19 protein-coding genes are annotated in these 20,262 nt (G+C 37.0%); 13 read left to right on the top strand and 6 right to left on the bottom strand.

Annotation, left to right across the window (positions count from 1 at the left end):
• The first annotated feature begins 1 nt into the window (after position 1).
• Positions 2 to 1,837 (top strand): OmpA family protein, encoded by a 1,836-nt coding sequence (locus HCO57_RS14840; RefSeq protein WP_167989677.1) that lies wholly within the window; start codon positions 2 to 4, stop codon positions 1,835 to 1,837.
• 45 nt (positions 1,838 to 1,882) lie between these two features.
• Positions 1,883 to 2,437 carry a collagen-like protein gene (locus HCO57_RS14835; RefSeq protein ID WP_167989676.1) on the top strand — a complete coding sequence of 185 codons (555 nt, stop codon included), beginning with the start codon at positions 1,883 to 1,885 and terminating at the stop codon, positions 2,435 to 2,437.
• A gap of 19 nt (positions 2,438 to 2,456) precedes the next feature.
• Here HCO57_RS14835 and lipB read toward each other — a convergent pair whose 3' ends face one another.
• From lipB to HCO57_RS14820, 3 genes are read right to left on the bottom strand one after another with little or no spacing between them, the layout of a single operon-like run.
• The gene (lipB, locus tag HCO57_RS14830) at positions 2,457 to 3,173 is read right to left on the bottom strand and encodes a lipoyl(octanoyl) transferase LipB (RefSeq protein WP_167989675.1); all 717 of its coding nucleotides are present in this window, start codon (positions 3,171 to 3,173) and stop codon (positions 2,457 to 2,459) included.
• A gap of 26 nt (positions 3,174 to 3,199) precedes the next feature.
• Positions 3,200 to 3,934 (bottom strand): hypothetical protein, encoded by a 735-nt coding sequence (locus tag HCO57_RS14825; protein ID WP_245167611.1) that lies wholly within the window; start codon positions 3,932 to 3,934, stop codon positions 3,200 to 3,202.
• Between the two features lie 6 nt (positions 3,935 to 3,940).
• Entirely contained in the window at positions 3,941 to 4,096 is a 156-nt protein-coding gene (locus tag HCO57_RS14820; protein ID WP_010518549.1) for a YqaE/Pmp3 family membrane protein, read from the bottom strand.
• 101 nt (positions 4,097 to 4,197) lie between these two features.
• Between HCO57_RS14820 and HCO57_RS16790 the strand changes: the two genes are divergently transcribed.
• The 4 genes from HCO57_RS16790 to HCO57_RS14800 all read left to right on the top strand — a co-directional run bounded on the left by HCO57_RS16790 (position 4,198) and on the right by HCO57_RS14800 (position 9,106).
• Positions 4,198 to 5,196 carry a helix-turn-helix transcriptional regulator gene (locus tag HCO57_RS16790; RefSeq protein ID WP_317171176.1) on the top strand — a complete coding sequence of 333 codons (999 nt, stop codon included), beginning with the start codon at positions 4,198 to 4,200 and terminating at the stop codon, positions 5,194 to 5,196.
• A 92-nt stretch (positions 5,197 to 5,288) separates the two neighbouring features.
• The gene (locus HCO57_RS14810; protein ID WP_167989674.1) at positions 5,289 to 5,837 is read left to right on the top strand and encodes a TlpA family protein disulfide reductase; all 549 of its coding nucleotides are present in this window, start codon (positions 5,289 to 5,291) and stop codon (positions 5,835 to 5,837) included.
• Positions 5,838 to 5,892: 55 nt separating this feature from the next.
• Entirely contained in the window at positions 5,893 to 7,584 is a 1,692-nt protein-coding gene (gene lysS / locus HCO57_RS14805) for a lysine--tRNA ligase (RefSeq protein ID WP_167989673.1), read from the top strand.
• Between the two features lie 91 nt (positions 7,585 to 7,675).
• Entirely contained in the window at positions 7,676 to 9,106 is a 1,431-nt protein-coding gene (locus tag HCO57_RS14800) for an SLC13 family permease (RefSeq protein WP_136951585.1), read from the top strand.
• Between the two features lie 50 nt (positions 9,107 to 9,156).
• Here the strand turns inward: HCO57_RS14800 and HCO57_RS14795 are convergent, their stop codons facing one another.
• Entirely contained in the window at positions 9,157 to 9,906 is a 750-nt protein-coding gene (locus tag HCO57_RS14795) for a leucine-rich repeat domain-containing protein (protein WP_167989672.1), read from the bottom strand.
• A gap of 230 nt (positions 9,907 to 10,136) precedes the next feature.
• Positions 10,137 to 10,832 (bottom strand): hypothetical protein, encoded by a 696-nt coding sequence (locus HCO57_RS14790; protein WP_167989671.1) that lies wholly within the window; start codon positions 10,830 to 10,832, stop codon positions 10,137 to 10,139.
• Between the two features lie 265 nt (positions 10,833 to 11,097).
• Here HCO57_RS14790 and HCO57_RS14785 point away from each other — a divergent pair, with 265 nt between their 5' ends.
• The 3 genes from HCO57_RS14785 (at position 11,098) to HCO57_RS14775 (ending at position 14,505) form a co-directional block, all read left to right on the top strand.
• Positions 11,098 to 13,599 carry a zinc-dependent metalloprotease gene (locus tag HCO57_RS14785; protein ID WP_167989670.1) on the top strand — a complete coding sequence of 834 codons (2,502 nt, stop codon included), beginning with the start codon at positions 11,098 to 11,100 and terminating at the stop codon, positions 13,597 to 13,599.
• A 162-nt stretch (positions 13,600 to 13,761) separates the two neighbouring features.
• Positions 13,762 to 13,953 (top strand): hypothetical protein, encoded by a 192-nt coding sequence (locus HCO57_RS14780; RefSeq protein ID WP_167989669.1) that lies wholly within the window; start codon positions 13,762 to 13,764, stop codon positions 13,951 to 13,953.
• A 90-nt stretch (positions 13,954 to 14,043) separates the two neighbouring features.
• Positions 14,044 to 14,505, top strand: a complete 462-nt coding sequence (locus HCO57_RS14775) for a hypothetical protein (RefSeq protein ID WP_136951590.1) — start codon at positions 14,044 to 14,046, stop codon at positions 14,503 to 14,505.
• Positions 14,506 to 14,575: 70 nt separating this feature from the next.
• On the opposite strand, the gene HCO57_RS14770 is transcribed toward HCO57_RS14775, so the two are convergent.
• Positions 14,576 to 16,324, bottom strand: coding sequence for an alkaline phosphatase D family protein (locus HCO57_RS14770; protein ID WP_167989668.1), 1,749 nt, complete (start codon positions 16,322 to 16,324; stop codon positions 14,576 to 14,578).
• Positions 16,325 to 16,523: 199 nt separating this feature from the next.
• Here HCO57_RS14770 and HCO57_RS14765 point away from each other — a divergent pair, with 199 nt between their 5' ends.
• The 4 genes from HCO57_RS14765 (at position 16,524) to arsB (ending at position 20,212) form a co-directional block, all read left to right on the top strand.
• A complete protein-coding gene (locus HCO57_RS14765) occupies positions 16,524 to 17,129 on the top strand; it encodes a transcriptional regulator (protein WP_167989667.1) in 606 nt (201 codons plus the stop codon).
• The gene (locus HCO57_RS14760; protein WP_167989666.1) at positions 17,126 to 17,866 is read left to right on the top strand and encodes a DUF3307 domain-containing protein; all 741 of its coding nucleotides are present in this window, start codon (positions 17,126 to 17,128) and stop codon (positions 17,864 to 17,866) included. Before HCO57_RS14765 ends, HCO57_RS14760 begins: the two co-directional genes overlap by 4 nt.
• 350 nt (positions 17,867 to 18,216) lie before the next feature.
• Positions 18,217 to 18,978 (top strand): hypothetical protein, encoded by a 762-nt coding sequence (locus HCO57_RS14755; RefSeq protein WP_167989665.1) that lies wholly within the window; start codon positions 18,217 to 18,219, stop codon positions 18,976 to 18,978.
• Positions 18,979 to 19,180: 202 nt separating this feature from the next.
• A complete protein-coding gene (arsB, locus tag HCO57_RS14750) occupies positions 19,181 to 20,212 on the top strand; it encodes an ACR3 family arsenite efflux transporter (protein ID WP_167989664.1) in 1,032 nt (343 codons plus the stop codon).
• Positions 20,213 to 20,262: the final 50 nt, after the last annotated feature.

The following is a 20,262-nucleotide window of genomic DNA, read 5'->3' as shown; positions in this document are numbered from 1 at the left end:
TTTGACATTTGTTTTAGCATCCTGCAATTCAAAATCGTCTAAAGAAAAGGAAAACCAAAGCGATTCAGAAGTATCGGAAACATTAGAATATAATGGTGATTCAAATGGTGACTCCAGAAATTCTTATGATACCAATGCTGAGGACCAAACTGAGGTTGGCACCTTGTTTATTGAAGAAGATTTTCTGGCCCAAAAAAAGGCAGATGAACCTGAATGGGATGATATTCCCAAAGTTGAGGAAGATGATAAAAATCAATCCAAATTTGATGTTGACCCAGAGAAGTTAAAGCCTTTGTTCAAAACCTTCTTCGGATTGGATTCAGAAGAATCCAATCAGCTTTTCGCTTTCAAGGCCGAAATGGATAAGTTGAAGGGTGAAAACAAATTTGATGGACCCGAAGGTGACCGTTTGAGACAACAGGCCTATGCCTTTATCGACGAATTGAAAAAAACAAAGCCCAAAACCGCGGTACCGCTTAACGACCTCAAATCGATTTTCCGTAAATCAAATTTGGAGAAAAAACGAAAAGACAGTCTGCGCTATGTGATTCGAGAATCTTTAAGACAAATACCCCAAGAATTTTTAAGGGCCGACGGGGTGGTCGACGTCTCCTACATTGAAGCGGAATTGCGAAAAGAAGAGTTTTACCTCATCATCGAAAAATTCATCGAAGAAAACAAACAGCAAATGGTGCTTAAAAATCTCGATGATGCCCAATTGGCAGAGCTAATGGAGGTTACCGAAGAAGAATACCAAATGCTAAAGGAAACGCCCGCCCAAACGCATCCAAAAACGGCAAGTGAAGCTGAAGAATTGGCAAAAGGCAATCTATCTGAGGAGATTGAACAGCAATTGAAAAAGGCTTCGGTTTCTGAAAAGTTTACCGAACGCATGAAAGCCCAAAAGAAAAAGCAAGTGGTTGTTGCCAAAAAGTTCTTGGCCAATTGCAAAAGGGCAGAAACCAAGTTTTATAAAGAAAACCCAAATTGGTACAGCAATAAAGATGGCCTGAGCGAAGTATATCTTTCCGACCATGATGATTACGTATTTCTGCCACTTGGCAAACTTTCTTTTGCCGATCAGGTAATTTCTTTTGACAGGGGTGATGGGGCCAGTTCGGCCAATCCGAATGCCGCTTTAAATGAACCTGATTACGACCGCAGGGTACAAGATTATAGCAAAATGTGCAACTTGGGCACCAAAGGCGTGTTGACTTTTCAATTTGTTGACAATGTGCTTATTGATGTCAACGGCCCGGATCTTTTTGTCTTTGAGGTAGGCGCCATAGAGCCCACCTTATTGGAAATCTCAAAAGATGGACAAAACTGGGTTAATATTGGTAAAATTGAAGGGGGTACGGCCCAAATTGACATTGCGCCTTTCATCAATCCCGGCGATACCTTCAACTACGTTCGGTTTACCGATTTAGATACCTACAGCGCGGTGCCTGGTGCCGATATTGATGCCGTGGCCACCATTGGTGGGGCATTGCGATTGAGCTTGGATAGTGCTGTACTCTTTGATACTGGAAAGTTTGAATTGAAACCTGCAGGCGTTACTGCTGTTAAAGCCTTGGCAACCCAAATAAAAAGCATACCCAAAGGTACCATTTCAGTGGATGGGCATACCGATAATGTTGGTTCCATTCAAAGCAATATGACCTTATCCAAAAAAAGGGCGGCAAGTGTGGCCAAAATACTCCGGCAAGAATTGGGTGAGGTCGCTTTTAAGTGGAAGGAAAATGGTTATGGCGAAGGCAAACCTTTGGTACCGAATACTACAGATGAAAACAAACAAAAAAATAGGCGTGTTGAAATATTGGTAACGCCCTTTTAAACAAAAAGGTTCCCCAAATATCTAAAAACCTTTTAATTAAATTTTATGAAAACTACAATTTTAAATTTTAGACTTTTAATGATGATGCTTAGTGCAGTATTGGTAATTTCTTGCTCTGCCGAAGATGGCGAAGATGGTGCTATCGGACCGCAAGGTCCACAGGGTGAGCAGGGAATTCAAGGAGCCCCTGGCCAAGATGGAACTGATGGGGAAGATGGTAATGCAAATATTATGGCTTCAGATTGGATTGCCTCAGATTTTCCAACTGAGTCATCGAACTATGGATCTTTTTCGGTTAATGATACTGCAATTACCCAAAATGCTCTTGATACATGGGTTATTTTAGCATATGGTAAAAGTGGAACTTATATTGTAATGCTACCCGATGGTATTGAAAATGACACTTATGGTTTCTCTTTACAGATTGAGACAATAATTTTTGAAGCTTATACTGACGATGGTACAGCATCGGTTTTCGACAGATTTCAAGAATTTCGCTATGTAATGATTCCCGCCAGTATGGCCGGAAAAGGCAGTCCAATAGACTTTAGTAAAATGGACTATTACGAATTAATGGACTATTTGGGATTGGAATATTGACCCGATAAAAAACCACGGCTCAGACCGTGGTTTTTTGTTTTATGATTTCCGCCTCAAAAAGCGTTGTGAAATGCTTTAATAATTTTTGCTTCACTTCATCTATATCCACCTCCTTCTTCCCTAACTCTACATTTAAAGAGGTAACAGCCTTGTCTTTAATCCCACAGGGAATCATTAAATCAAAATAGCCTAAATCTGCATTGACGTTCAAAGCGAACCCGTGCATGGTTACCCAGCGGCTGGCACGTACGCCCATGGCACAAATTTTTCGAGCAAAAGGGGTTCCTACATCTAACCAAACACCCGTTTCACCCTCGGAACGTTCTGCTTTTAAACCATATTCTGACAGGGTCAAAATAACCATTTCCTCTAAAAAACGTAGGTATTTGTGTATATCGGTAAAGAAATTATCAAGGTCTAAAATGGGATAACCCACCACTTGTCCAGGTCCGTGATACGTAATGTCCCCTCCCCTATTTATTTTATAAAATGTAGCACCTTTTTCTTTCAACACTTTATCGTCTACCAGAAGATTGGCCATATCTCCACTTTTGCCCAAAGTATACACATGCGGATGCTCTACAAATAGAAAATGGTTTGGAGTTTTTAAACCCGCATCTTCCCTTCTATTTTTAATCTTTACGTCTACAATATTTTTAAATAACGATTCCTGATAATCCCAAGTTTCTTTGTAGTCCTTCTGCCCTAAGTCCTCTAAATGCACCTTTTTATTCATATAGCAAAGATACAAAATAGGGCAATCTAGTCTTCTAGTTCTACCTCTATCTGTATAGATTCTGGGTCTTTTAGCATTTCTAGAAAATTAGCTTCGTAGATTAAGGTTTTTCCATCCATAGAAAAGGTGGCCTCATCCAAATTAGTTCGCTTTATACGTCTTGGAAAATGATATTTAAAGGTATACGTAGAACCCCCTAAAAACATCTCTGCACTTGCCAAACTATCTACACTTTGGTTAAATAATGCTTGGTCTACTATTTTAGCTGTTCTTTTAAACGTATTTCTACTAAAAGAATAGTCCACCTTTGTTGCGCTACCATCAGCTTGTTTGGGCATGGGTTTAGATCCTGCCGTAGGGCCAACGGTACTAGCATTCTGGAACGCATTAAAAGCATCGTTCATCTGAGAAATTTTTTGAAAATCCCCAAACATATCAAACTTCATCAGACCTTCAGCGTCGTTCATTTGCATTCGTAAACTAAAAGGCTCCAAACGCATTAATCCTTCCCGTTCTTTAGGGCTCAGCGTTGCAATACTATCTTTTTTCTCTCTTATTAAATCCTTAAATACAATGGTAGAATCCATAACCTCTCCGGTTCTTACGGAATCTGAGGGTATCATACTCATCATTTCGCTACCATCAAATCCTATATTCAGCTTTCCAGAGCCATCCTCATTAAGGTAAATTTCTTCTGTAAAATTACAGGCTACCATTAGCACTGTTAGCATTAAAGCCAAAATAGATTTAGCTATTTTCATTGGTATTTAGTTTGGATTATTTAGTATAACAAGTGCTGCGATTACCCCTGGCACCCAACCACAAAAGGTTAATAACAATACAATTAAAAAAGACCCGCATCCTTTACCAATTACGGCTAAAGGCGGAAATAAAATGGCCAATAATACTCTAATTAAACTCATGATTTATTTTGATTGATGTATCTATTGGACGTATTTTAGGGTTCTTTGTTACAAAAAAAGTTAGGGTGCACCAATTACTACGCTTTTTTTTGCTTATACCGATGATTTGCATAGGGCAATATCAATTTAAGGGTTCAGTCACCGATGAATTGAAAAACAAACCCATATTCCTATCGCTTATAAACGATTTAAACAAGACAGAACGCGTTTACCAAGACCAAATAATTCAGCAGACCACAACAGACAGCCTAGGTCATTTTCTATTTAAAGGTGAGCAATTACCCACCAACAACAGCCTGTTAAGATTGCATATAGACACTTGTACCGATACTATAAGCAACCAGCACTTTATGCAATCTTGTGAAGACACTAAATCCATATTATTCCTAGCAAAAAATACGGACAGTCTATATTTTCCGATGTCTGATTTTGGCGAAGCTTTTTGCAGCATTGAAGGCACCAATCCTATTGCTAAAGGCTTTCTAGATTTAGCGTTAATAAAAGATGCGTTTATACATGATTTTACGGGCAAAGAAACTCCTGCTGAGAAACAATTAAAATTTAACCAGTGGTTTACCCAATTTCATGAGTTTGCACAAACCCAAAACGAACCGCTTTTAGAAGCTTATCTTCTATTTTATTTGGGCAACCCTACTGCAGAAACATATGATGACTACAAGACTTTTATAGCGGAACTACATAATCAGAATCCAATATTTAGCACATCTAACTCCACCACTTTAAACTCCAATTTTAGAGCACAAGTCAACCAAAAATTAGCTTCGCTTGGTCTAGTTGCCGTAGCTGTCAATTCTACATTTTATGGTTTTTGGATAGCACTTAGTATCGTTGGCGTGCTAATGGTCGTCTTTGTTTTATATCGCATTGGCAAAAGAACTTCTTCCAAGGCAAAACTAACAGCGATATTAACCCCGCAAGAACTTAAAATTGCCAAAGCAATCGCGGCTCAAAAAACCAATAAGGAGATAGCCACAGAGTTATTCATTAGTCTAAGTACTGTAAAAACCCACATAAACAACATCTATAAAAAACTGGGTATTACGGACAGAGAAATGTTAAGCAAATACCTATCCGATTAAATTTCAACCGGGGGTCTAGACCCAATCTCAACCCCATAAAAATTCTAACAAAAAGGATTTAGAATGATTTTGGCCAAAAAATCCAAAACATCATGAAAAATCTAATTCTTACAAGTTTTACATTACTCTTTATTTACAACCTAAACGCCCAAACCGAACTACAATTTAAAAGCGGGACGCCATTTTTATTGGGAGAAATAGCCCAAGAGTATTTAGAAGTAGCTCCCTACAAAAACTGGTTTGCTCCTAATTTTGAAAAGGCCACCATAGACCAAAAACTAATTACGCCATTGGCAGAAAAAATTACCCATAAAAAAATCTTGCTGTTCATGGGTACTTGGTGTGGAGACAGTAAAAGAGAAGTTCCCACAATTTTGAAATTATTACAGCATCTAAATTTTCCAAACAACCAATTAGAGATTATAGCGGTAGACGGTAGAAAAGAATTTTATAAAACAAGTCCTGATGGTAAAGCAACCACCTTTAATCTTAAAAGAGTACCCACGCTAATTATTCTAGAAAACAATGAAGAATTGAACCGCATTGTAGAAACACCTATTATTTCTTGGGAAGCAGACCTATTAGCCATTTTAAACCAACAAAAATATGTTCCCAACTATACCACAAACAGAATAGAATAAGTTCATGATATTAAAGCGCAAAAGTGTAATTTTGCGCTTTAATTTTTTTTAGCCCATGCAACTGTCAGAGCAAGAATTAGTACGTAGAGAAAAATTAGGCAAACTTAGAGAAATGGGGATTGACCCATACCCTGCTGCATTATATCCTGTAGACCATACTTCTAAACAAATTAAATCTTCTTTTGAAGAGGGTAAAAAAGTGGTGGTTTCTGGTAGACTGATGAGTAGAAGAATTCAAGGAAAAGCTTCTTTTGCGGAATTGCAAGACAGTGAAGGGAGAATACAAGTCTACTTTAACCGTGACGAAATTTGCCCAGGTGAAGACAAAAACTTGTATAATGAAGTTTATAAAAAACTTCTAGACATTGGTGATATCATTGGTGTAGAAGGCGAATTATTTACCACCCAAGTAGGCGAAAAAACCATAATGGTTAAAAACTTCACTCTGTTAAGTAAAGCACTTAGACCCTTACCCCTACCAAAGGTAGACGCAGAAGGCAAAGTGTATGATGAATTTAATGACCCAGAGTTGCGTTACCGCCAGCGCTATGTAGACTTAGTGGTAAACCCAAAGGTAAAAGAAACCTTTATTAAGAGAACAAAAATCACGAATAGTATACGTGAGTTCTATAATGCTAAGGGATATTTAGAGGTAGAAACACCTATTTTACAGCCTATTCCAGGTGGTGCAGCCGCTAGACCCTTCTTAACGCATCATAACGCATTAAATATTCCGCTATACCTAAGAATTGCTAACGAATTATACCTAAAACGATTGATTGTTGGTGGTTTTGACGGTGTTTACGAGTTTGCTAAGGATTTTAGAAACGAAGGAATGGACCGTACCCATAATCCGGAATTTACGGTAATGGAATTATACGTTGCCTACAAGGATTACAATTGGATGATGGATACCACAGAGCAATTGTTAGAAAAAATTGCTTTGGATGCCAATGGAAGCACCAAAATAACCGTAGGAAAAAATGAAATTGAATTCAAAGCACCCTACGCACGAGTACCAATTTTAGATGCTATTAAAGAACATACAGGAATTGATGTTGCTGGTATGGATGAAGGCCAACTAAGAGAAACTGCCAAAAATTTAGGCTTGGAAGTGGATGATACCATGGGCGTTGGTAAGTTAATTGATGAGATTTTTGGTGAAAAATGTGAGCACCATTACATACAACCTACATTTATTACAGATTACCCAAAAGAAATGAGTCCGTTAACCAAAGCACACAGAAGCAAACCAGGATTAACTGAGCGTTTTGAGTTGATGGTGAACGGTAAAGAATTGGCTAATGCGTATTCCGAGCTAAATGATCCTATTGACCAAAGAGAACGTTTTGAAGACCAATTAAAACTTTCTGAAAAAGGTGACGATGAGGCCATGTTTATAGATCAAGACTTTTTACGGGCTTTAGAATATGGGATGCCCCCAACTTCAGGTATCGGAATCGGTATCGACCGTTTGGTAATGTTAATGACCAACAACTCTTCTATACAAGAAGTACTTTTCTTCCCGCAAATGCGACCAGAAAAGAAAAAAGTAGAACTTACAGAAGAAGAAAAAGCTATAATAGCTATTCTTAAACCACAGGGAGAAATGCCATTAGCAGACCTTAAAGCCGCTGCAGGACTGAGCGGTAAAAAATGGGATAAGAGCAGTAAAAATTTATCCAAATTGGGGCAGATTAAAGTAGAAAAAACTGCGGATGTACTTTTAGTTAAGTATACAGGTTAAAACCCTACTTTTTAAAATTTTACAAAGAAAAGGACAGCATCGCTGTCCTTTTCTTTTTTCTTTCCACTAAATACCTTAGCTTAGAATCCCGATGGAACTAAGTAAACGACTGGGGCTTATAACGGGACCTCTATTATTTTTAGTAGTACTTTTTTTACCGTTTGATTTGATTAACCCCAAAGGGGATGCTGTAATTGCGGTTGCACTTTGGATGCTCATCTGGTGGATTACAGAAGCTACTTCAATTTCCGTTACTGCCTTATTACCGCTACTCCTTTTCCCTATTCTAAACATATTACCAATTGCAGAAGTAGGCGCAAATTACGGTAGCCCAATTGTTTTCCTCTTTTTTGGAGGGTTTGTAATGGCGCTTGCGCTAGAAAAAGTGAATCTTCACAGGCGTATTGCCTTAAACATTATAAAAATCACGGGAACAACCCCAAATAAAGTTGTTCTAGGCTTTATGATTGCAACAGCCACTCTAAGCATGTGGATTAGCAATACGGCAAGCACGGTAGTAATGTTACCTATTGCTCTATCGGTTATCAATTTGTTGATACACGATGCTGATGGCTTTACAAAAAAAGACAAAAACTTTGCGCTTTGTGTTATGCTAGGCATCGCCTTTTCTGCTAATGTGGGCGGAGTAGCAACGGTCATTGGAACACCACCCAACTCCGTTATGATTGGGTTATTAGAAAATGAATATGGCATTCAAATTTCGTTTTTAAAATGGATGGTCATGGGGCTTCCTTTCTCCATAATACTAATTGGAATTACGTATATGGTATTAGTTAAATGGATGTATCCAAGCACTGGACTGCGGTTTACCGCTTCTAAAGATGTGGTACAACAAGAGCTAGATAAATTAGGGCCTACTACGGGCAAAGAAAAGCAAGTGCTTATTATTTTTGCAATTACCATCTTCCTTTGGATTTTTCGTTCTTTAATCAATAATCTACTTCCTAATCTTGGTTTAACAGATACCATGATTAGCATTTTTGCCGCCATATCCCTTTTTGCCATTCCCTATAAAACAAAACATAAAGATTTTATCATAGAATGGAAAGACACTTCTAGGCTAGCGTGGGGAATTTTGATTTTGTTTGGAGGCGGTTTAGCATTGGCTAAAGGTATGTCTGTGAGCGGCATTGTAGACCTAGTTGCTACCACCATTGCAGAGAGCGATGTAAGTATTCTATTAACTGCATCTTTGTTAATACTTCTTATGCTTTTTATGACGGAACTTATGAGCAACGTAGCACTGGTAGCCGTTTTAGCACCTGTAGTAGCAGGTATTGCTATTGGTTTAGAAATTCCTATTCTTTATCTATTAATTCCGGTAACTATGGCCAGTAGCTGCGCTTTTATGCTACCCATGGCAACCCCTCCAAATGCTATTGTTTTTGCCAGCGGCCATGTTAAAGTTTCAGAAATGGCTAAAGCAGGGGTCCTTTTAAATCTTATTTCGGTAGTACTTTTAATACTTGTATTCCAATTTGTCTTACCGCACCTTTTCTAAATAAAAAAGGCCCCGTTACACGGAGCCCTCTTATATGCAAGTTTAATTTTCTATTCCATATCAGAGAATTTTAACGTAGCTGCGCCAGTGCTTGCATTGTTAAAACTTAAAGATTTTATACTTTTTCCTTCTATTGCTATATCTGTAACCACTAATTGTTGTTCTGCTAAAGTTTTTAAGTTGTCTAAATCCTCAAAATCATTGTACGCTAAATACAGTTCTTTTAAGTTGATAAGATGTTCCATACCCGTAGGCATTTTTCCATTTAATTTATTCTTAGTCAACACCAAGGTTCTTAAATTCTTAAGCTCTGGTAATGATTTTGGCAACGCTCCGGTTAACTGATTATCTGCTAAATTGAACTCTTGTAGTTGCTGTAATCTGTTAATGGTTTGTGGAATTCTACCACTAAAGTTATTACCGCTTAAATCCACTACGCGTAAGTCATCAAACTTACGTAGCTCTGCAGGTATTTTACCTTTTAGATTGTTACCAGATAGATTCAATACTTTTAAGTGGGTAAGATTACCTATAGTTAAAGGTAAATTTCCTTTTAAATTGTTGTTAGACAAGTCTAGTCCAGTAACCTTACCATCCTCTACAGTAACACCGTACCAGGTGTGGATAGGTTTAGTGGTATCCCAATGGTGAGTCCACTGGTTACCATTGGTTCTAGAACGTAGTTCTAATAATGCAATAATTTCTCTTTGACTTACTTCTTCTTGTGCGCTAAGATTTGCGTGGAATGCAAACATCACCAAACACAATGCCATTAACTTGCCGTATAGTGTCTTGTTCATAGGTTGAATAGGATTTGGGTTTCCGAGGTTAAAGTTGACTTTTTTCTTGTTCGAAACAAAAACTTTGTGGTAAACCCGTTATTTTCTGTTGTGACAAAATAGAGGAATTTTAACATTTACAGACGAAATACATCAATAATTCGATGAAATACATAACAAAAGCCCAGTCTATCGACTGGGCTTTCTAACTAACTAACTCAAAAATTTTGATAAAATGAAAACATCCTACCTTAGTTTGACCCTTGATAAGGATCAAAATCTTTTGGAAGAAGCGCTTGCGTATCAAAACCAAATGCGTCGTCTTCCACTTCCATATAATTTATACTGTCCACACTTATATTATCACTATAAGGATTAAATTTACTGGGCAAATACAATTTTGTATCAAAACCTAAATCAGATTCCAAAACCTCTTCGAACTTAAAACTATTTAGTGCTATATATGAGCCATAGGGGTCAAATCCTTTAGGTAAATAAGGCGTTGTGTCAAAATCCAACGGCTCCTCTATTTCCATATAGTTAAATCCATGTACATCCGTAGGTGCAGCATAAGGATTAAAATTACTCGGCAAGTACTTTTGAGAATCAAAATCTATTTGATTTTCTTCTAATTCCATTGTTACCATATCTTCCAAATTCACATATTTCTCGTGTGGATTAAAGTTGGCTGGTAAATAGTCAGCTGTATCAAACCCTAAATCTTCTTCTACCTCTACATATACTATAGTTCGGATATCTAAATTATAGCTATCCGTTTTGTAGGTTGGTTTACTTTTTACAGTGTAATTTAAATTAACTCTAGAATGGTCATGAGCCACATAGGCAATCTCTTGCATTTCTGGTTGCACAATTGGCTTTTCTTTGGCGGTTACTATAGGACTATTACTTAAAAATAATGCTCCTAAAATCATTACTAACTTGTTCATTTTCTGATTGATTTGATGATTGATGTTATTTGCTAATAAGACCTTTGAAAAGCACAATTGTTACAGCGCAAATTTGATTTTAACAAATTTTGAATACCCAGAAATAACTTCAAAAAAACGGTATTTCTTTGGGATTATCAGTAAAACGCAGGAGTGCGAAATTTTACTACTTCTTTCAAAAAAAATGCTCTTAATACTTTTTTAACACGCTTACCAATAAATTTTTAAGTTCTTTGAAGGTATTGACTAATCCAAAGTGACTAAAATGATTCAAAAATTATTCCCAAAAGCAATGCTTTTGGTGTTGTGCATGGGTATCTCTACCCCTTCTTCCGCACAAATTTTTAAGAAAAAAAAGAAGAAAACGGAGCAATCTGCTAGCACCAAACCTAAAAAAGATGACATACAACCGTATAGTAAGGTAATTACTAAAGACGCAAAGTCAGACCAAGGTTTGTTTACCGTGCACCAAGTAGACCAAAAACATTTTTACGAAATTCCAGACTCTTTATTTAATAGAGAAATGCTAATGGTAAGCAGAATCTCTAAAACTGCAGATGGTATTGGTTTTGGTGGTGGTAAAATAAATACGCAGGTATTACGCTGGGAGAAAAAACCAAAAAAGGTATTACTACGGGTGGTATCTTATGAAAATTTTGCCGCAGACTCTTTACCTATACATGAAGCTGTAGTGAATTCTAATTTTGAACCTGTTCTTTATTCTTTTGACATTAAAGCTATTAATAAGAAGGATTCTATAAATCCAGCTACGGTAATAGAAGTAGACCCTTTATTTACTAAAGATGTCAACGCTCTAGGTTTACCAGACGGATACCGCTCTAGATATAAGGTAAGCCGATTAGATGGCGATAGAAGTTATATAGAAAGTCTTAAAAGTTACCCTTTAAATATTGAAGCCAGACATGTAAAAACTTATTTTGCTAAAAGTGCACCTAGTAATAAAAGCTTAGGTTCTATCTCTATAGAGATAAATAACTCTATGATTCTTTTACCTGCAGATCCCATGAAACGTAGGTATTTTGACGAACGTGTAGGTTGGTTTGCACGTGGACAAGTAGACTACGGTTTAGATGCCCAAAAGAGTAAAACGGTAACCTACTTAGATAGATGGCGTTTAGAAGTTAAAGAAGAAGACATTGCCAAATACAAAGCAGGAGAATTGGTAGAACCTAAAAAACCAATTGTTTACTATATAGATAGAGCTACTCCAAAAAAATGGATACCCTATATTAAACAAGGCGTGGAAGACTGGCAAGTTGCTTTTGAGGCTGCTGGCTTTAAAAATGCAATTATAGCAAAAGACCCACCAAGTGCAGAAGAAGACCCAGAATGGTCTCCAGAAGATGTGCGCTATTCTGTGGTACGTTATTTAGCCTCTCCCATCCCAAATGCCAACGGACCACACGTGAGCGACCCACGCAGTGGAGAAATATTAGAATCTGACATTAATTGGTACCATAACGTAATGACTTTGCTACGCAACTGGTATTTTGTACAAACCGCTGCAATTAACCCAGAAGCTCAAAAAACTGAATTTAAAGATGAGATTATGGGTAGATTAATTCGTTTTGTATCTGCTCATGAGGTAGGCCATACGCTTGGGCTACCGCACAACATGGGTAGTAGTGTAGCGTACCCTGTAGACAGTCTACGCTCTGCTAGCTTTACACAAAAATATGGCACTGCTCCCTCCATCATGGATTATGCTCGTTTTAATTACGTTGCACAACCAGAAGATAAAGGCGTGGCTTTAATGCCAAATATTGGTATCTATGATAAGTATGCTATTAAATGGGGATACAAACCTATTTTAGACCTTAAAGCAGAAGATGAAAAATCTATTTTAAACCAATGGATTATGGAGCATGATGGCGACCCGATGTATCGCTTTGGTCACCAACAAGTTGGAGACATTCATGACCCTAGCTCGCAAACTGAAGATTTAGGCGATGATGCTATTAAAGCAAGTATGTATGGAATTGCCAACTTAAAGCGCATTGTACCTAAACTTATGGAATGGACCACCAAGGAAGGTGAAAATTATGACGAGTTGGAGACCATGTACGGGCAAGTACTATCTCAATTTAATAGATACACGGGTCATGTAGCCAATAATATTGGTGGTGTTTATGAATATCATAAAACCGCCGACCAAGAAGGTGCGGTTTATACTCATGTCCCTAAGGCTCATCAGCAAAAAGCAATGAAATTCTTGAATGAGCAGCTGTTTACAACACCAGAATGGATGCTAGACCAAGACATTCTTAATAAGATAGAATATTCTGGTTCTGTTGAGCGTATTAGAGCATTACAAGAAAGTAGACTAAAAACTGTATTAGCTTTAGGAAAATTAGCTAGAGCTATAGAAAACCAAACTCTTAATGGTAAAGATGCGTATAGTATTACAGAAATTATGGGCGACCTACGTAAAGGAATTTGGTCAGAAACCAGAAGCGGAAAAACACTAGATACGTACCGTAGAAACTTGCAAAAAGCACATATAGACCAGCTTGCTTATTTAATGACTGCAGACAGCCAAAGAAAGCTGCCAGATTTTGGAGGGTACAGAAAATCTACCCCTATCAACACAAGCCAATCAGATATCCGTTCTGTTGCTCGTGGAGAATTAAATAATCTTAAAAGAGATATCAGAAACGGTCTCGCTAGAACGGGAGATACTATGAGTCGTTATCACTACCAAGATGCCTTAGAGCGTATTGACCAAATTTTAAATCCTACTAAATAAGTAGACTATTTCTTACGTAATTAATAAAAAGGCTTGTGGTAACACAGGCCTTTTATTTTGTCTACAGAAAAACAACATTCACCTATAGAAACCAGATTTTCACAACATTCCAAAAAAACGCTTTTTATTATTTTATACTTTAGGAGTACCAAATTCTTACACATGAAAGCGTACAAGATTAAAAGTTTACTTTATTTAGGCGGATTTGTTGCTGCTGCATTTGTTTACCACAACATGGAACAAAGACAATTGTTTAACCAAGACACCCAGGCCTCCACTGTTGCAGATTTATCTACAGAAGATTCCCCCGAAGATTTAAAAGTTGCCGAAATAGAGGCAAAAAACTTCAATTAAATTGTAGTTAATCCCCTGTTAAATTTTATACTGCTTTAAACCTTTAGTACTCTTAGGAGTCTTAAAGACAAATCAAAAACTTAACGCAGTATGAAGAAATTAAGATTGCTTATAGCTACCGCATTACTAACCAGCATGGTTGGTGTTGCACAAAGAGGCCCAGAACATAAGGGTAAAGATTTAAAGGCTGAACTGTCTGTAGAACAGCTAGCCACATTAAGAACTAAGCGCCTAACTTTAGCCTTAGACTTGGACAGCAAACAACAGAAGCAAGTCATGGATTTAAATCTTGAGCAAGTTGCTAAACATAAGCAAAAAATGGACGAGCGAAAAGCAAAGCGCGAGGAAGGTGAAAGAGAAAGACCTAGCCCAGAAGAGCGTTTTAAGCTAGAAAATGAAAAATTAGATGCTAGAATTGCACACCAAAATGCAATGAAAGATATATTATCTGATGAACAATACGAGTTATGGAAACAAATGCATAAAAACCGAAAAGGAAAAGATGGTGATGATAGAATGAGAATGCACAAGAAAGAAGATAGAAGAGGATAGTGTTTTATGTATGATGTTTTGAATCCCATGCCCAAAAATTGGGCATGGGATTTTTTTATTTTAGTTACAATTAAACTCCCACATAATTGGTTTCATAGCCTTGTAACACGCTATAGTTGTTTGTTGCAATAGTATCTACAAAATGATATGATGCATTGGCAGCTCCTGGTGTAAAATGCACTTTAACAAAGCCACGCTGTTTTGCATCAAAATATTTTAATCCATCTATAAGCAGTGTAAATGCTTGTTCTATACCCGCTATAGTTGTTGGGTCTTCCCCAAATAAACCTTCAAACCCCGGAGAAGTCACCGATGGGCAACCAAATTCTTCCCCAATTTTATTACCGTTACTATCTATTAGTTCATTATGCCAACCATTGTGTGTATCCCCAGCTAAAACCACCGTATTTTTACCAGCTAAAGCAGCAAATAATTTTTCTCGCTCCACAAAATAACCATCCCACGCATCTAGATTGTAAGGAACACTAGCCGCTAGTCTACCCTGTTCTTGCGGGGTTAGACTGTTGTCTCCTTGCAATTGTCTAGCTTTTAAAGTAGATAGTTCTGTAATAGTATTAGCTAATAATTCTAAAGTAGCTGCAGAGGTATCGCCGCCAGCAACCCTACCTACAAGCGTTAACAGTTCTGCCGGGATTGTCATTTTACCCATCAAAACTTGTTGCCCAAGCACTTGCCATTTTGCAGTACTGCCTGTTATACGTGTAGCTGTCCATGACAATTGCGCTGCGCCCATCAGTTCTCTTGTTGGGTCTGCTACTGCATTGGTAAAACCAATCGCATCAAAACTACCATCTGCATTTATAAAATCTGAGAAAGCTAATTGTTTATCTCTACCAACAATACGTGTATCTAACATTACCAAGTTAGCTAGATTACCGTATTCAAAGTTTCTATAAATAATCCCGTCTTGGTCCGTTCTTACGGGCAAATATTCTCCATGTACTTTTATAGCACGAGCTAGTCTTGCTTGGTAATCACCTTCTGAATCTTGATGATTCTGCGCACCCTCTTTATACGCATCATTGGTAATTTCATGGTCGTCCCAAACTACGATAAACGGCTTCTTTTGGTGTGCCAATTGAAGTCCTTCGTCTGTTCTGTATTGTCTGTACCTTAAACGATAGTCTTCTAAGGTCAATATTTCGTTCTGTGGATCATGCTCCCTACCAAGACTTGCGGTATTTGCGTTGGTACCATAACCTCCTACTTCATATTCATAAATATAATCCCCTAAATGTAAAATAATGTCCACATCACTTTTAGCCATGGCATCATACACATTAAATAAGCCCGCAGGGTAATTACTGCAAGAACAAACAGCCAATTTTAAACTATCTACGGCTGAACCCGGCATTGGTAAAGTAATGGTTTCACCGACTGGAGAAATTTCTCCTAAATCTTCCTGAATAAACCTATAATAATAGCGGCCATTTGGGGTTAAACTGGTTACATCTTCTACAATAGTAAAATCATTTTCCTCGGTAGCGTATTGTATTCCTTCTTTTACAACTGTCTTAAATTGTTCATCCGTTGCTACCTGCCACTTAACTGCAATTTGGTGTGTTAATTCTTCTGCTGTTGGTGTAAACCTTGTCCAAATAAGTACGGCGGTTGCAATAGGATCAAAACTTCCTACTCCATGTAAAAATCGTGGTATGTTGGTTGGAGCATCCGCCTCATCGCCTAAAAATTCATCTAATTTTTCACAAGCTACCATTTGCGAGGTTAAAATGACTCCTCCAGAAGCAAGGATAGATTTAGCTAAGAAGGCCCTTCTAGTAGTTATTTTTCTTTTCATTTTTAGTCTGCTTTAGTATTGGAGCTAAACATAGCACTGTAACTTTCGTTTTGAGTTAGCCCAACTTTACTTCTATCTTAAGATTGATGGTGAGATGTTAGGAAACTATCATCTCTTCGTATTATTTACCGATACCGTATTGTTATCGTTTATTTATACGATATTTGTATATATCGACTAATTAAACGATATTTAAATTATGGAAAATATAGCCATCCTCACAGGAGATGTAGTAAATTCTAGAGCAATAGCTCCACAGCAATGGATGCCATTACTTAAAGAAACATTATTCTATTTTGGAAACGAACCCAAAGAATGGGAGGTTTATCGTGGCGATAGTTTTCAACTACAAACCAGACCAGCATTGGCTTTAACGGCTGCATTAACGTTAAAAGCCACTCTAAAAGAACTAAAGGGGCTAGATGTGCGCATAGCCATAGGCATCGGTGATAAATCTTATGATGCTCAAAAGATTACAGAGGCAAATGGCACCGCCTTTGTATATTCTGGCCAATGCTTTCAGCATCTAAAAAAGCTTAATTTGGCGATTGCAACACAAAATAAAACTTTTGACCAAACAATGAACCTAATGTTTAAGCTGGCAAGTTTAACGATGGATAATTGGCAGCCCGCAACGGCACGCGTAGTAAAAACAGCGTTATTGCAACCCGAAGCTAGCCAAGTAGAACTTGCTACACTTTTAGGGAAATCTCAAAGTACTATTAGCGAAGCTCTCTTGCGCGCTGGCTATGACGAAATAAACCAACTTTTAAATTACTACAAACAATATATAACCAACTTATGACTCTTTTAGTCTTGCAATTATTACTCGCTCATTTTATTGGTGATTTTATTTTACAGCCTGCAAAATGGGTTGTGCATAAAAAAGCATACAAACTCAAATCTAAATATTTGTATTACCACATTACAGTACATTTTTTGCTACTCCTTCTTTGTACTGTATTTAATTATTTTGGTGCTATTGCCTTAATCGTCATAAGTCATTTAATCATAGACGGTGCAAAACTGGTTTTTACAACTCCCAAAAACGAACGCCTTTTATTTATCCTAGACCAACTACTACACTTAGCATTTATTGCTATTGCAGTGCATCTATACTATCCATTTAATATTCCTCTGCACGAGCTAATCTCACCAAAACTATTGCTTTTGTTGCTCTTTTTAATCTTAGTAAGTTTTGTAAGTGCTATTCTTATAAAAATACTTTTAGCCCCATACATACAGATTCTATTTACGGAAGAAGATAAAACAGCTACAGCAGATGAAGGCGCCTCTTTGCCTAATGCTGGCAAATATATTGGTATTCTAGAACGTTTATTTGTTTTTGGGTTTATACTAGCCAATCAATGGGCTGCCATAGGTTTATTAATTGCTGCAAAATCTGTTTTTAGATTCGGAGACCTTAACAAAGGAAACAACAGAAAACTTACAGAATATGTTCTCATAGGTACATTATTAAGTTTTGGTCTTGCTATCTTATCTGGGCTAGGCTATAAAGCGATTTTATCTTTTATACCGTAAATTCTGACTTTAGAGATTAAATTCTCTTGCAATATTTAAAATTTGCAGATAAACCATAGTTTTTTTAAGGTTTTTATACAATGGGTTTTTACAGCAATCTACTAATTTGGTCCCAGTTATTATTAACCTATACTTAGATAGGACCATTGGGGGGACTATCACTTAGACGTTACGTCATTCAACGCAAGAAGCTTACACTAGGTGTAAGCTTCTTCTTTTTTTACGGTTTTACCTTATTCAAAAACTTATTTTTCTTCATAAAAATGCACTAAGCGCTTATAGTATAACGTTAGAGCTATCAGTAATTGACATAATGCCAAAACAACTCATAAACCATTTAATTTTCAAACATGAAAAACAACCTAAAATTTTTGCCAATAGCCTTAGCCTCTGCTTTTATCTTCAGTTGTGAAAAGGATACGGTATCAGAAGAATTTGATAATGCTAATGGAGATGTACAAGAGAAAAAACTGGAAAGTGTAGCCGTGAGTTCTGTGAAGGATCCACAAGAAAATAGTCTCATAACGTTAACGTACAATGCCAACGGCTCTTTAAGTACCATAAACACCGGTGAGGATGCATCCTTATTTGTGTACGAGGGCGAAGAACTAACCAACGTTACCAGCGGTGAGGATAATTTAGCTGTTGAAGAATTGTACCAATCCCCTTATGATGCTTTTGAAACTGGTGATGTTAAATTATATGATGCTAATGGCAATCCATCACTTATTGAGTTTTTTGAAGAAGATTTTAATTATAACAACTCTGAGTATGAAATGATGATTTACACTGCAGAGATAACTTATGATGAAGCTCCAAATCCGTTCTTTTATACCTTAAAGGCCGCTGGCTTAGTATCTATATTAGATAATATTGATTTAAATTTTAGCGGAAATGCACAATCTACTGAGCTCTTAAAAGCTAGAGAACTATTTCCATTAAACAATCCTTCACAAATAATTTACAAGAATCCAGAGGGAGAAATTGAATATACAATCAAAATGGATTACGAGTTTGATGCTGCCAACTATGCAACTAAGGCAACGGTAACATCTTCTGGCTCAGATAACGCTACCGAAATTTATGAAGTAGTATTCACCTACGTAGAATAGCAACAATTACCATTTAATTAAGTAAAGCGAATCCATGTGATTCGCTTTTTTTTGTCAAAATTTTATTCGTGAGACATAAGCTACCAGGGTTTTATAAAAGTGAAGATTTATAATACTTTACCATTTTCATTGCCTATCAAACAACTTCATCGTAATATTGCAATATATTAATTACACACTAAAATCATTATATAAATCAACTATGGCACGTAGAAAATTAAATTTCTTAGACCGCAACTTAACCTTATGGATTTTTACTGCCATGCTTATCGGCGTGGGTTTAGGTTATTTTTTTCCTGAATTGCCTAAAAGCATAAATTCATTACAAAAAGGAAGCACCAATATTCCTATAGCTATAGGCCTAATTTTAATGATGTTCCCCCCTCTTGCTAAAGTAAATTATGCATTGTTACCAAAGGTATTTAAGAATGTAAAAATACTTTCGGTATCGCTACTTCTAAATTGGATAATTGGTCCTATTCTTATGTTTGTCTTGGCTATTACTTTTCTACAAGACCATCCAGAATATATGGTAGGCTTAATACTTATCGGGTTAGCGCGTTGCATTGCCATGGTTTTGGTATGGAATGATTTGGCGGACGGGAGCACTGAATATGGGGCCGGATTAGTGGCTTTAAATAGTATATTCCAAGTATTTGGTTATAGCTTTTATGCTTGGTTATTTATAACGGTATTACCTCCGTATTTTGGGTTTGATGGCGCTATAGTAGATATAGCTATAGGTACTATTGCGGAGAGCGTATTCATATATTTAGGCATACCATTTATTTTGGGTATTCTTTGCAGAACAATTGGGGTGAAGCTTAAAGGTGAAACGTGGTATAAAGACGTTTTTATCCCTTTTATATCTCCATTAACACTGATAGCATTACTTTTTACTATTGTACTAATGTTCTCTTTAAAGGGCGAATTAATTGTACAAATTCCGATGGATGTAGTAATCATAGCCATCCCGTTGCTTATCTATTTTATTGCTATGTTCATAATTGGTTTTTTTATTACAAAAGCATTAGGCGCGTCGTATGATAAAACAGCCTCAGTTGCATTTACCGCTGCCGGCAACAATTTTGAACTTGCCATTGCGGTTGCCATTGCAGTTTTTGGGCTAAATTCTGGTCAAGCTTTTGCAGGTGTAATAGGTCCATTGGTAGAGGTCCCAGCCCTTATACTTTTGGTTCGGGTAGCGTTCTGGTTAAAAAAGAAATATTACTAAATAGCACAGTAATTATCACCTATAAAGAACTAGTATACTTTTTTTAATTA

Source organism: Croceivirga sp. JEA036 (assembly GCF_011882165.1).
Taxonomy (GTDB): domain Bacteria; phylum Bacteroidota; class Bacteroidia; order Flavobacteriales; family Flavobacteriaceae; genus Croceivirga.
Note: the sequence above shows the minus strand (reverse complement) of the source record. Positions and strands in the feature narration are given on the sequence as shown.